Annotated in this window: 15 protein-coding genes; 5 read left to right on the top strand and 10 right to left on the bottom strand. The window is 39.7% G+C overall.

The window, feature by feature from the left end; translation table 11 throughout:
• From ATHSA_RS00925 to ATHSA_RS00900, 6 genes are all read right to left on the bottom strand, one after another.
• Entirely contained in the window at positions 1 to 2,220 is a 2,220-nt protein-coding gene (locus ATHSA_RS00925) for a tetratricopeptide repeat protein (protein WP_161847321.1), read from the bottom strand.
• A gap of 152 nt (positions 2,221 to 2,372) precedes the next feature.
• Positions 2,373 to 3,080: a pseudouridine synthase gene (locus tag ATHSA_RS00920; RefSeq protein WP_161847320.1), complete on the bottom strand. Its 708-nt coding sequence runs from the start codon at positions 3,078 to 3,080 to the stop codon at positions 2,373 to 2,375.
• Positions 3,025 to 3,573: an SMC-Scp complex subunit ScpB gene (gene scpB / locus ATHSA_RS00915; protein WP_161847319.1), complete on the bottom strand. Its 549-nt coding sequence runs from the start codon at positions 3,571 to 3,573 to the stop codon at positions 3,025 to 3,027. The genes ATHSA_RS00920 and scpB overlap by 56 nt, the downstream gene beginning before the upstream one ends.
• On the bottom strand, positions 3,554 to 4,228 hold the full coding sequence (locus tag ATHSA_RS00910; protein WP_161847318.1) for a segregation and condensation protein A: 675 nt from the start codon (positions 4,226 to 4,228) through the stop codon (positions 3,554 to 3,556). The genes scpB and ATHSA_RS00910 overlap by 20 nt, the downstream gene beginning before the upstream one ends.
• A gap of 8 nt (positions 4,229 to 4,236) precedes the next feature.
• On the bottom strand, positions 4,237 to 5,223 hold the full coding sequence (gene trpS / locus ATHSA_RS00905; protein ID WP_161847317.1) for a tryptophan--tRNA ligase: 987 nt from the start codon (positions 5,221 to 5,223) through the stop codon (positions 4,237 to 4,239).
• 69 nt (positions 5,224 to 5,292) lie between these two features.
• Positions 5,293 to 5,700: a MaoC family dehydratase gene (locus ATHSA_RS00900; protein ID WP_161847316.1), complete on the bottom strand. Its 408-nt coding sequence runs from the start codon at positions 5,698 to 5,700 to the stop codon at positions 5,293 to 5,295.
• Positions 5,701 to 5,841: 141 nt separating this feature from the next.
• On the opposite strand from ATHSA_RS00900, the gene ATHSA_RS00895 reads away from it, so the two are divergent.
• The 5 genes from ATHSA_RS00895 (at position 5,842) to ATHSA_RS00875 (ending at position 9,875) form a co-directional block, all read left to right on the top strand.
• A complete protein-coding gene (locus ATHSA_RS00895; RefSeq protein ID WP_161847315.1) occupies positions 5,842 to 7,413 on the top strand; it encodes a 5'-nucleotidase C-terminal domain-containing protein in 1,572 nt (523 codons plus the stop codon).
• 168 nt (positions 7,414 to 7,581) lie between these two features.
• Positions 7,582 to 7,863, top strand: a complete 282-nt coding sequence (rpsT, locus tag ATHSA_RS00890) for a 30S ribosomal protein S20 (RefSeq protein WP_161847314.1) — start codon at positions 7,582 to 7,584, stop codon at positions 7,861 to 7,863.
• A gap of 98 nt (positions 7,864 to 7,961) precedes the next feature.
• Positions 7,962 to 8,555, top strand: coding sequence for an RNA polymerase sigma factor (locus tag ATHSA_RS00885; RefSeq protein WP_161847313.1), 594 nt, complete (start codon positions 7,962 to 7,964; stop codon positions 8,553 to 8,555).
• Positions 8,545 to 8,991, top strand: coding sequence for an anti-sigma factor family protein (locus ATHSA_RS00880; RefSeq protein WP_161847312.1), 447 nt, complete (start codon positions 8,545 to 8,547; stop codon positions 8,989 to 8,991). The genes ATHSA_RS00885 and ATHSA_RS00880 overlap by 11 nt, the downstream gene beginning before the upstream one ends.
• A complete protein-coding gene (locus ATHSA_RS00875) occupies positions 8,988 to 9,875 on the top strand; it encodes a hypothetical protein (RefSeq protein ID WP_161847311.1) in 888 nt (295 codons plus the stop codon). The genes ATHSA_RS00880 and ATHSA_RS00875 overlap by 4 nt, the downstream gene beginning before the upstream one ends.
• Here ATHSA_RS00875 and ATHSA_RS00870 read toward each other — a convergent pair.
• The 4 genes from ATHSA_RS00870 to ATHSA_RS00855 form a co-directional block, all read right to left on the bottom strand.
• A complete protein-coding gene (locus tag ATHSA_RS00870) occupies positions 9,864 to 10,544 on the bottom strand; it encodes a DUF554 domain-containing protein (protein ID WP_161847310.1) in 681 nt (226 codons plus the stop codon). The two genes, ATHSA_RS00875 and ATHSA_RS00870, sit on opposite strands and share 12 nt — an antisense overlap.
• Complete coding sequence (locus tag ATHSA_RS00865) at positions 10,537 to 11,319, bottom strand: TIGR02757 family protein (RefSeq protein WP_161847309.1); 783 nt, start codon at positions 11,317 to 11,319, stop codon at positions 10,537 to 10,539. Before ATHSA_RS00865 ends, ATHSA_RS00870 begins: the two co-directional genes overlap by 8 nt.
• 82 nt (positions 11,320 to 11,401) lie before the next feature.
• Complete coding sequence (locus tag ATHSA_RS00860) at positions 11,402 to 11,797, bottom strand: class II SORL domain-containing protein (protein WP_161847308.1); 396 nt, start codon at positions 11,795 to 11,797, stop codon at positions 11,402 to 11,404.
• A gap of 18 nt (positions 11,798 to 11,815) precedes the next feature.
• Positions 11,816 to 12,310 carry a ferritin gene (locus tag ATHSA_RS00855; protein ID WP_161847307.1) on the bottom strand — a complete coding sequence of 165 codons (495 nt, stop codon included), beginning with the start codon at positions 12,308 to 12,310 and terminating at the stop codon, positions 11,816 to 11,818.
• Positions 12,311 to 12,312 lie beyond the last annotated feature (2 nt).

The raw sequence follows: 12,312 nt of genomic DNA, 5'->3' as shown, positions 1-12,312 counted from the left end.
TCACCGCTTTTCAAGCACAGACAATCTGGCTTGAGCCTTCGAAACGTAAGATGAATTTGGATATTTCGAAATCAAAGAATTGTAAATCTGAATGGCGTTATTGGCCTGGCCCATATTTTCGTAAGAAAGGCCTATGTAGTAAAGCGCTTCTGGAGCAAGTGGATTCGAGGGGAAAAGCGAGACAAGCGCAAAGAATGCATCCTTTGCATTCGAATAATCCTGGGCCGAGTAATATATCATGCCAAGGTCGTAAGCGGCCTGAGGGGCAACGCTACTCGACGGGTAGAGCATGTAGACGTTTTTGAGATACTTTTCTGCATTCGTAAGATCATTTATGTACTGGTAATACTTTGCCTCTATGTAAAGCACTCCTCCCTTGGCATCATTTGACATGTTTTGGCTCGAAAGCGATTTTGCTATTTCAAAGGCCTGTGAAAAGTTGTTCGTCTTCATGTAAGCGTTTGCTTTGTAATAAAGCAGATCGTCTTTTGTTGAGATGTTTGGATAGTTGTTTAAGACTGAGTCCACATAGGAAGGTATCTGAGAGTAAAGACCGAGTTTTCCCATCGCGATCGCTTTAAGGACGTATATAGATGATCTGTAGAGATTCTGAAAGTCGTATTTTGTTATCCAATCATACGTTGCTATTGCGGAATTGTAATCCTTTGTGTTCACATAGCACTGACTCAGGTAATAAGCGGCGTTGAGGGCAAGATTTGGATCCACAGTTCTGTTGTTTATAACGTATGTGAATTGCTTTATGGCATTGTTGTAATCTTCGTTGTTGTAATACATAAGGCCAAGATTGTATCCGGCAGTCAATTTGGTAGTTTGACTTCCGAAGTTCATTGCATTTTTGTACGCTGTTATGGCATTATCGTACTGAAGAGCCTTTGCATAGATATCTCCTTCAAGCATGTAAGACTTTGCCCTTGTGTCAGAACTCTGGGCACTCTGAATTAAATTCGAAAGGGTGGATATCGCAAGCGTGTAGTTGTTCTGAAGGCTGTAGGTGTAAGCAAGCCAATATATTGCAGAGTCTCTTATGGCACCGGACAATTTCGATAGAGTTGTGAATATGGATGTTGCTTTTTGGTAATCTCCACTCTCTAAATAAGTCTTTCCCTTTTCAAGGTTTATATTGTCTGTGTAAGATGGAAACTTTGACTCCATTTGATCGTAAAGTTTTATTGCATTGGTAAAATCTTTATTCTCTCTTAATGTACTTCCGGCATTTATTCCGGCGTTAAAGGCGAGTTGTATATTTTTAGCGTTGTTAAGTACATTTTCCCAGTCAGATATCGCGTCCGAATAATCACCGAGTTTATATTCGGCCCACGCTTTTGCACTTATCGCCTCGTACATCGATGATGTGTTAAGATTTTGGGCACTTTCAAAACTCTTTATCGCCTCTTTGTACTGTCCATTTTCGTAATAGGACTGGCCGAGTATCATGTAAAGATCAAATGTCCATGTTGTGGGAGGATATGTGTTGATGGCATTTTGGGCCACCTTTATAGCATTTTGAATGTCTCCACTATTCAGGTAGGCATAAGATTGGTAATATATCGAAGGTTCGATGACATTTAAATCCTGCGAATATTGCGGTACACTTCCAAGCAAAGTTATCGCCTTTGAATAATTTCCGATGTTGAAATATATCCTTCCCATGTAATAATAAGCCCATGCCTTCCATTTGTTTGTCTGGACTGTGTTTAGAACAGATGTAGCCTGATCGTACTGACCGAGATTGAAATATATTCCTCCAGTGAGCACCTTTGCCTCATCTGAATAAGATGTATTGTAAAGCATCGAAAAATATTTGAGCGCATTTGAGTAATCTCCACTGTCCATGTAAGAGTAGGCTAAAGAATAGACGGAGTAGTTATAATCCGGCGATCCGATCGTTAGATACTTTATCGCCATACCGTAGGCATTCACGGCTTGAGAATAATTGTTCAAAAGAAAATAAGCATCTCCGAGAGTTTCGTACGCCTGACCTATGTATTGGGCCGGCTGTGTATACTGCGAAAGGAACAAATTTATCTGCGCAATGGCTTGATTTAGGCCACTCACGTCTCCGTATTCTTTGTACAGTTGAATACTGTTTTGAGCGCCAATAAGCATATTGATGCCATTTTGATCGACCGTCATCGAAAAGGCTACCGAAATGCAAAGCGCGCTTAAAAGGATTAAAAAAACTAAAAATCTTTTTTTCATAGGATAACTCTCCTTTCCAAGAAACTATATTTTTTTACAACATTTTGTTCGTTAAATAACCTAAAAGAAACAATGACTGTGGTATGATGTATCTGACAGTGGATACCCCCTATCCCCCCTCAACAGTTTTTGTAATGAGACCCGGTTGGGTCTCATTTTCTATTTACATACTCTCTCAATTCTCTTAACTCTTTTTCGGTCAATTTTCTAAAACTTCCACGGGGAAGATCTCCGATATTGAAAGGACCAAATGAAACTCTCTTCAAATAAATAACAGGATGACCAATGAATTTAAAAGTTCTCCTTATTTCACGCTTCCTACCTTCGCTTATTGAAACTCTTAGGTAAGTCTTCGATCCATCGTATCTTAAGATCTTTGCCTTCATTCTTGCCTTGTATCCGTAAGGAAGCGTTATGCCTTCTTCGAGTTTTTTTAATTCTTCGTCTTCAACCTTTGATTCCACGATCAATTCGTAATTTCTCGGCACTTCAAAGCGTGGATGTAATAACTTTTGGGCCATATCCCCGTCATTCGTCAAAATCAAAAGTCCTTCGGTGTCCGCGTCCAATCTTCCGACCGGGAAGATGTCCGGCTCAATTTTCAATATGTCAAAGATCGTCTTTCTTCCCTGCGGATCATTTTTTGTCGTTAAGTATCCGGCAGGTTTGTTAAAAATGTAATAGACTTTTTCTCTTATCTTGACACTTTTTCCTTCTACCCTTACGTCATCCGTTTCATTTACAGAAACAAAGTCGTGTATAGTGTTACCGTTTACGCTCACTTTCCCATTTATCACAAGTTCTTCAGCCTTCCTCCTCGAGGTTATTCCGCACATCCTGAGATACTTTTGTATCCTCAATCAAGCCCTCCTTTAACTTCGATATATCCGATATCCCAAGAATCTTCAAAAAATTTTCCGTCGTAACATACATGAATGGGTTGCCTTTTTTTGATCTGTCACGTACCCTTCTCACAAGTCCAAGCGAGATCAATTCTTTTGTCTGGTTTGCACAACTACTTCCACGAAACCTTTCTATCTCCTTCAAAGTTAAAGGTTGATTGTACGCTATTATCGCAAGCACCTGCATTTGAGAATTAGTCAATTCGCTTACAGATCTCTTTTTTATCTTTGAAATACTCTCGGCATAATCGGCCTTGGTAAAAAAAGAATATCTTCCGGCCACATTTTTCAATTCAACGCCATGGATTTCTTTCGAGTATTCTTCTTCTATTTTGTCAATGCTTTCGAGCACTTCATTTCTCGTTTTCCCCGTTAACTTGATCAATTCCTGAACTGTAAGTCCACGTCCGCTCATGATCAGTGCTTCTATTTCAGCCATCGTATTCTTCATTTATCATCACCGATGATTCCGAATCTATGATTATGAATTTCAGTCTTAAAAGTTCGAGAATCGTTACAAAAGTAACGACGGCCTCGAGTCTGTCTTTGGACATCTCGATTATTTCGCCTAATTTCATCTTCCTGCGTTTTGAGATAAGCGCTTTGATTGCTTCCATTTTCTTCGAGAAAGAATAAAGATCGCGCGTTATCCTGTAGACTCTTTTCCTGAGATTAATCTCGTTTTTTACGCTGTTGATGATCTTGATGAATTCATCTGGCAAAGTCTCTGGAACTTCTTTTACGAATTCAGGAATTATAGAAATATCGTATTCCATCGAGTGTAAATTGTAAAGCCTTTCTATTTTTTCCATCGCGTTCTTTACCAGCGAATATTCGTAAAGTTGCTTTGCGATCTCCGATTGCTTTTCGACAACTTCCTTTGAAGGATTCAAAAGCATTCTCGATTTTATCTCCATAAGCGTTGAGGCCATCAGTATAAAGTCCGAGGCACTCTCTATGTCAACCTTATCCATTTCTTTGACATAGGAGACAAATTCATCGGTTATTTCGGATATTTTAAGATCGAGAGGATTCATCTTATGCTTTTTCACAAGAAAGAGTAAAAGATCGAGAGAACCCTCAAATTGACCCGTCTTTACCTCCATCTATCACCTCAAAAAGAAAGATTTAGGGCCTTTCTGACCTTTTTCATCGTTTCTTCCGCACTTTTTCTGGCCTTTTCATTTCCATCATTTATTATGTCTTCGACTTCATTCTCATGTGCTTTGTAATAGGCGATCTTTTCCCATATGGGGCCGAGTTTATTTGCCATGCTTTCTATTAAAATCTTCTTGCATTCAATGCATCCTATTGTAGCCTTTGTACATCCTTCGTGAATATAATCCAATTTTTCTTTCGGCGTGTTAAAGGCAAGATGGTAATGCCATACGTTACACTTTTCCGGTGTGCCAGGATCGTACCTATGAATTCTTGCAGGATCTGTTGGCATTGGCATTATTTTATCCTTCAATTCCTTTAAGTTGGAATCGATGTTTATGACATTTCCATAACTTTTAGACATCTTTCTTCCGTCTGTCCCTAACAATTTTGGTACCTGTGAAAAAAGGGCTTTCGGAATTTTAAGAGTTTCTCCGTAAAGAGAGTTGAACTTCTCTGCGATCTCACGCGTGAATTCGAGGTGGTAAGTCTGATCCTCTCCAACAGGTACTCCGTCAGCATCGTATATGAGTATATCAGAGGCCATAAGAACAGGATATCCTAAAAATCCGAAGGTTGTTATTTCCCTATCAGACAATTCTCTTAATTGTTCTTTGTACGTTGGGATCCTTTCGAGTCTTCCGAGCGGCGTTATCATCGAAAGGATCAAAAATAATTCCGCATGGCCTTTGATCGCTGACTGAACGAAGATGACACTCTTTTGCGGATCTATTCCCGCAGACAGATATTCTATGACTAAAACTTTAGTCATTTGAGAAAGCGTTGAAGTATCTTTGTAACCTGTCGTGAGCATGTGCCAATCTGCGACGAAAAAATACGTCTCATTTCCTTCATTTTGAAGCCTAACCCAGTTATCAAGTGCTCCGAGAAGATTTCCTATATGTAGATGTCCGGTCGGTCTCATGCCGCTGAGTATTCTCATCTTAAAGCCCCTTTCAAATATTTCTTTATGTTTATTATACTATATACCGAACAAACTTTAAATTCTGAATCATTGATCTGGAAGGTAAACTTCTGCTTCACCTGTTATAACGATCCTGTCTTTAACCATAACCGTTGTATTTAAAATCAAACGCTTCTTTTCAATTTTTTTGTCCTTTACTTCTATTTTTATTTTAACGGTTTCCCCTATGTAGACCGGTTTTCTAAACTGGATAAACTGAGAGACATAAACAGTTCCGGGACCGGGGAAGTCTCTGCCTAAAACCTTCGATATCAAAGATGCGATGAGCATTCCATGGGCTATTCTTCTTCCGAATTGAGTTTTTTTGGCGAATTCTTCATCTAAATGCAAAGGATTGTTGTCTCCGGTTATTCTTGCAAATTCTTTTACCATCTCATCGGTTATAATCATATCGCTTTCGAAGTTTTGCCCTATTTCGATTTTCTCGAAATTCATTTTAAACCTCCTTTACGCAGTTGAATTTAATACAAGTATACACTATCGGATCACGCCACACGATACGCCCTACCTCTTCATTCACATTATTTAAAATTTTGTGGTAAGATATTTTAAAGAAAATTAAGGAGGTCGGGGATTATGAAAAGAAGTTTTGTGGCCTTGATGGCTTTTACACTTCTGATTGCCATCATAGGTTTTTCTGCTCATCTTGTCGTCCTTGAGATTAACGATACTCACGGACACGCGTGGCCTTACGGCAATTACGGGGGATTTGCGGCCATAGCGACGATCGTCAACCAAGTGAGATCCGAGGCTCAAGCCAATGGATGGGACTTCCTTTTCCTTCATGCAGGTGACGTTAACACAGGAGTTCCCGAATCGGATATGCTCTACGCAAGGCCAGATATACTCGCTCTCGATATGATGGGCCTTAACGCCATGACAATAGGGAACCATGAATTCGATCACCCCTGGTCGGTACTCTCAAGACAGATGGCATGGGCAGATTTTCCATTTTTGTCTGCGAATATAGTTTACAAAGGTACCGATAAGACAGTTGGTCAGCCGTATCTTATCGAAAATTTTCCGGATTTGAAGGTTGCCATTCTTGGATTAACTACTAAGACGACAGAGTATATTGGAAATCCCGAATATGTAAAGGGATATGACTTCCTCTCCCCCGATGAGGTCGCACAAAAATATGTTCCGATGCTTCAAAAAATGGTAGGACCGGATGGAATAGTCATCGCCCTTACGCATCTCGGGATTTTCGGATACAGTGAACAGACCGTTGCCGGAACTCCCGGTGCAGTTGAAACTGCCGAAAAATTGGATCCTCCAAATAACCCTTACGGCGGAAGCGTCTCTCTTGCTCAAAGTGTTAGCGGGATAGCGGCGATCTTTGACGGCCATAGCCATACCGCTGTAACATCTCCTTTCAACGTTAACGGCACTTTAATAGTTCAGGCAGGATCTTACTCAAAATACATAGCGCGTCTCGATCTCATAGTTGAAAATGGACATGTTGCAACCTATACTTACAAACTCATAACTGTCTCCAAAGATATAAAGCCAAATGAAGCCATTCAGGATCTCCTTACCGCTTATCAAATAGTCGGATCTGGAAAATTAAATGAACCCATTGGATACTCGAAGGTGAACTTTGCAAATGAAAAGGACAGCACGCGAAAGGCCGATACACTTATCGGACATCTCATAACTGACGCCGTTGCATGGAAGTTCAAAGACATGGGAGTTCAGGCCGTTTTGATGAATGGTGGAGGAATTCGCGCTCCGATTCCGGCCGGAACGATAACATATAAAACCGTTTTGACGGTACTTCCTTTTGGAAACACAGTTGTGATTTTGAAAATAAAGGGCTCCGATCTGCTAAAGGCGATTCAATGGGGAGGTGTTTACCATCCGGAGGACACCGGTGCGAGATTGAACGAATGGGGATTAACCTACACCGTAACACCAAATGGAGTCGAGAACATATTGCTTGATGGCAAACCCATAGATCCAGATGCGATTTACACGGTTGCAACGAATGATTACATGGCAAATGGTGGAGATAACTATTCGATGCTTAAAAATGCCCAGCAGTACAACACGGGGTATGTGCTTGCAGATGTCGTGAAAGAGTATATCGAGCACATAAGCCCGATAGAGTCTTATCCATTTACGCCACGCTGGACAGAAGTTAAATGAACTACCCCGCCGTATGGCGGGGTTTTATTTCTCTGCTTTTCCTCTTGCATGGTCATTTTGTTTTTATGTCCTTAAAAACACTATATTGAATTTTTAAATGATATATGATATACTCGGAAAGCGGACAGAATGAAGGTTGATTCTGTAATTTTTTGTAAGGAGGTTTAAATGGCAAATATAAAGTCGGCCATAAAGAACATAAAAAAGTCTGAAAAAAGGCATCTGCAAAATCAGATAAGAAAATCACAGTTCAGAACGGCTGTCAAAAAGGTTCTTTTACTTGCGCAAAAAGGAGAGGACGTCTCTCAAAGTTTGAGTGAGGCCTTTTCGAAGATCGATAAGGCGGCAAAGGTTGGAGCCATTCACAAAAAACAGGCCGCAAGAAGAAAGTCAAGACTTGTCAAGAAAGTGAGATCTTTTCAGGCTCAAGTTCAAACTGCTCAAAAGTGATCTTTTAAGTAGAAGAAGATCTCCGGTTAACGGAGATCTTTTGTTTTTGAACATATCTTTATTTTTTTATGTCTAAAATTAGGAGAGGGATTTAAAATTTGGAAGAACAAAAACTTATAGAAGGTTTAAAGCGTTCTGACTCTAACGCATACAGTGAATTGTACAGAGAGTATGCTGAAAAAATAGGTGGAATCGCTCGATCTTATTTGGGCGTTGATGATGTTGAAGATGTTGTACAGGAAGTCTTCATCAAAATTTACAAGAACATAAAAAAATTTCGCGGAGATTCTTCGCTTTCGACGTGGGTTTACAGGATCACCGTTAACGTGTGTAAGGATATGCTTGGAAAGAAGCAAAGGCGAAGAGAGATTCTTACAAATTTTGGAGAGCAGGAAGATGAAGATACCAAGAACAACATAAGAGAACCTGTAGATGATTCAATGCCGTCTGATGAACTCATGAAAACTCTTTCGGCCGAAGAGATATCGAAAGCGATAGATTCTCTTTCAAAAGAGGACAAACTTCTCATAAATTTAAGGGAAATAGAAGGCATGAGTTATGAACAGATAGCAGAGATAATGGATAAACCCGTTGGTACTGTTAAAAGTAGACTTCACTATGCTCGGGAAAGGCTTAAGAATATATTAGAGAGTAAATTGGGCATCGAAGGAGAGATTAACGATGAAGTGTGAGGAGTTCAGGGAAAAGTTTATAAATGAAGAACTTAGTCAGGAAGAGAAGGCTCAATTTGAAGAACATCTCAAAGTATGTGTGAGTTGTAGAGTCTTTGTCCAAAATTATCAAAAGATAAAAGACGGTGTTAAACTTCTTTACACCTTCAAACCTTCAAAAGCACTTGAGGAAAAGATAGTTTCAAGGATACAAAGAAAAGAGAAGATCAAAAAGGGACTGATCTTCGGAGTTCCAACTGCCGCTGTCGCCGTATCGGTGATTTTAGCCTTTTACGTCTTTAATCCGGCCGTCAATTCCAACTTCGCTTACGATAAAGCGGCCTCTGCTGGAATCTCACTTTTGAAGTCGGAACCCGGTACAACTCTTACCTATGCCCAGAGTAATTCGAGCCTTGATTACCTTTTAAAGATAAAGTATGTGAGTGATCAATTTTGAGGGTTTTAGTTTATCCATTCATCTTTTTGATCTTTGTTTCATATACCTTTGGTTCTTCATTTATAAATACCTTTATCACTTCTTACGCTTCGCAGATCATCCAGGGTCAGAGAATCGTCATTGAAGAAGGACAAAATTCAAGGGTCAGATATGAAAATGTTTTGCGTGATGGTAGAAATGAGATAGTAAACGTTATAGCACCAATGCCATTCGAATGGGCAATGATAAATGGTGATACCTATATAATCGAAGGTAATGAGATGAGACCTTCTCCGGTGCCAATTTCAGATATAGAGCAGAAGTTCATGGAATTACTTTCTTCGGCCACAACGACTACGATAATATCCACTCAAAATGTGATTTATCAAGGAGAGCCTTCTATACAGGTGAACTTGATAACGCCTACTTCAACTTACATTGCCATTCTTTCTAAGGGAAATCTGATAATCAGATTCATGAAAGTACAAAGGGACAAAAATTCGATTTCGATGATATACACGCAGGTAATCCCTGTATCTTCAGAATACTTCCAAAGCGTTTTGAAATCATTTAAAATTCACAGCGAAGCAACGCCGGACACGATTGAATCGGTTGTCTGGAAAATAATATCAAATCTCACAAATGCCAACATAATGTCTCTCAAACTAAATGGCGTTGATTTTACCATAGTAAGCGGGATAATACCTCCACAAAACAACGTTGTTTGTTATCTCTTCCAAGTGAATTCGAGAGTTTCTCCAGATCCACTCGTAAGTCAGTTCAAATCTCAAGGGTACAACTCGATGGCGGTCAAATACAAAGACCTCTACGTTGTGATGGCGACAAACGGGAATATAGATACTCTGAAAGCGTGGGCATCCAAGTTGTTTTCGTCAGTGAAATAAGACGATGAAAAAATCTATTAGAGGGGCTACGATAAGGGCTGGCAGGAAATTGCCAACCTTTATTTCTTTTACATTCAATATTCTCAAGCCTATCATCAGCATCATGGCCCCGCCCGTGCCGGTGAAGTCGTTCAAGTAGGCCGGCAATGTCAAAAATTGAAAGAAAGACGCGAGCAGTGCAAGGCCACCCTCTATCACAAAGACACTTCCAGCAGACATAAGAACCCCTATTCCGTAAACGGAAGCAAAGGCTATAGAACTTATTCCATCCATTATCGATTTAACGTACAAAATCTCGTTGTTTCCAGTAAGTCCAGAATTAACACATCCAAGGATCGTCATTGGGCCTACAACGAAGAGCACGGTCGTGGATATAAAACCGGTCGCAAAATTCGAATCTCTCTTTGAGAATTTTTTTGAAAGGTTTGAAATTTTATCCTCTATCCCGACGATTTCTCCTATTAGTCCTCCTATCACAAGGCTGCCAAGGACCACGAGAAAATTTTCGGTTTTAAGACCCATACTTACACCTATTAAAATAGTCAGTATGCCTATGGAGATGAAAAAGACAGATTTGTGCTTTTCTTTGAGTTTATTCCCGAGCGGTATTCCTATCAAAGTTCCACCAATAACCGTTAAAGTGTTGACGATAACGCCCAAACTAAGCATTTTCGTACTCCTTAAAAAAGGCATTCATATCGGTATCGTCTCTTATTCCAAGTCTTGTCAGGCAAAAATCGTATTTGACCGGATCTTCTGGAGATATAGCCTTGAAGTTTTCCGTTATTTCATATGCCGCTTTCATGTCTGCCTGTTTTCGTGATGTTAAGCCCAAGACGAGAGAGATATGGTGCATGTGCGTGTCTAAAGGTACGATCAACTTTGAAGGAGGAATATCGTCCCATCCTCCCGGATCCACTTCATCGTGTCTTACCATCCATCTCAAAAAAAGATTCAATCTCTTGCAAGGGCTTTTGCATTCTGCCGAAGGAACAAGGGTATTTTTCTTTCCGTCTGGAACTATCAGCCTTATGAAATTCGAAAGTGCCGGAATCACATTTTCATCCTTAATTTTCATTCCACTCTTAAAGGCATCGTGAATAGATCCGAATCTTTGCAAAATTGATTTTAGATTCATGAGAAATTGTGTTAACTCTTTCACATCGGTGTATCTGTGGATAAAACCTTCGAATTTATTTTCAAAATATTCGCGATCCGAATTCATTATGAATTCGTAAGGCCTTTCCATTTTATCGAGTACAAAGGAGACATCTTTTAAAATTTGTGAAACCCTTCCATAGGCAAGGGAGGCGGCGATAAGGCCTACTATTTCTCTGTCCCTTATATCTGGATAATTATATAAAAATTCGAGAGGATCCGGATGAATGTATTCGTATTTGTTGTATCTTGCATAAAGAGATTCTAAAAGATCCTTTTTAAGCATTTTACCTCCTATCGATGAATTTTTGATAGTATATCAAAAGAGATGGACATCTGTCCATCTCTTTTGATCGATCAAAACAATTTCATTCGACCTTCAAATCAACCTGACTTGACCATAAACCGTGAATGTTGCAATGGGAGTAGGCTATTATAGTTCCGGATTTTTCTGTTTTGAAAGATATCGTAACTTCCGGATCTGAATATATGGTACTTGTATTTGGACCCTGCGTTGATGCACCGTGAGCCTGAAATTCGTATTTTCCTATAACGTAAGGATATTTCTCTCCAGATGGCAGGAAATAAACCTCTATCCATGCGATATGATGCTCGGTAGTATTTGGATGTGGAATTTCCTTTCCAACGCTGACATTTACCTTTACTTTTTCGCCTTTCTTAACGTGTGCCGGTGCTTCTATGACCGGTACGTGTTTTTCCTTTTTGAAATCATCCGACATTATAACTTCTTTTAAACTTGCCATTACAGATCACCCCTTTGTTCAATCTTCGTTTCTCTTTCCAAGTTCTGCATCTAACATCAAAAGACCCTGATTGGAGTCCTTTATCATTCTCAATCTTTCAAGAATCTGCAAAACCGAATACTCTTCTTCTACCTGCTCATCGACAAACCATTGCAAGAATGAAGAAGTTGCGTAATCCTTTTCTCCGTCTGCCAAAGAGACTATCCTTTCTATCGATTTTGTAACTTCCTGTTCGTGAACGTATGTCGCCTCGAAAACGTCCAAAGGTGATTTCCACTCGAATGGAGGTTCCTTTATAGATTTAAAATAAACCCTTCCATTTCTTTTGTTTAAATATTCGTATATCTTGAGAGCGTGTTCTTCTTCTTCCTTTGCCTGCTTTTCCATCCACGTTGCAAATCCATTCAACTTTGTAGATCTAAAGTAAGCGGCCATTGCCATGTAAAGATACGAAGAATAAAATTCGGCGTTTATCTGATCGTTTAAGACCTGTTCGATTTGCTTGCTGATCATAA

It is taken from the genome of Athalassotoga saccharophila, assembly GCF_009936215.1.
In the GTDB taxonomy this organism is placed as follows: domain Bacteria; phylum Thermotogota; class Thermotogae; order Mesoaciditogales; family Mesoaciditogaceae; genus Athalassotoga; species Athalassotoga saccharophila.
The sequence above is the reverse complement of the archived record's forward strand: the minus strand, read 5'-3'. Positions and strand labels throughout refer to the sequence as shown.

Bases quoted from the DNA above. Each gene is read 5' to 3' on its own strand.
- ATHSA_RS00925 (WP_161847321.1), bottom strand. From the start codon at position 2,220: ATGAAAAAAAGATTTTTAGTTTTTTTAATCCTTTTAAGCGCGCTTTGC.
- scpB (WP_161847319.1), bottom strand. From the start codon at position 3,573: ATGAAGAATACGATGGCTGAAATAGAAGCACTGATCATGAGCGGACGT.
- ATHSA_RS00910 (WP_161847318.1), bottom strand. From the start codon at position 4,228: ATGGAGGTAAAGACGGGTCAATTTGAGGGTTCTCTCGATCTTTTACTC.
- trpS (WP_161847317.1), bottom strand. From the start codon at position 5,223: ATGAGAATACTCAGCGGCATGAGACCGACCGGACATCTACATATAGGA.
- ATHSA_RS00900 (WP_161847316.1), bottom strand. From the start codon at position 5,700: ATGAATTTCGAGAAAATCGAAATAGGGCAAAACTTCGAAAGCGATATG.
- ATHSA_RS00895 (WP_161847315.1), top strand. From the start codon at position 5,842: ATGAAAAGAAGTTTTGTGGCCTTGATGGCTTTTACACTTCTGATTGCC.
- rpsT (WP_161847314.1), top strand. From the start codon at position 7,582: ATGGCAAATATAAAGTCGGCCATAAAGAACATAAAAAAGTCTGAAAAA.
- ATHSA_RS00880 (WP_161847312.1), top strand. From the start codon at position 8,545: ATGAAGTGTGAGGAGTTCAGGGAAAAGTTTATAAATGAAGAACTTAGT.
- ATHSA_RS00870 (WP_161847310.1), bottom strand. From the start codon at position 10,544: ATGCTTAGTTTGGGCGTTATCGTCAACACTTTAACGGTTATTGGTGGA.
- ATHSA_RS00865 (WP_161847309.1), bottom strand. From the start codon at position 11,319: ATGCTTAAAAAGGATCTTTTAGAATCTCTTTATGCAAGATACAACAAA.
- ATHSA_RS00860 (WP_161847308.1), bottom strand. From the start codon at position 11,797: ATGGCAAGTTTAAAAGAAGTTATAATGTCGGATGATTTCAAAAAGGAA.
- ATHSA_RS00855 (WP_161847307.1), bottom strand. From the start codon at position 12,310: ATGATCAGCAAGCAAATCGAACAGGTCTTAAACGATCAGATAAACGCC.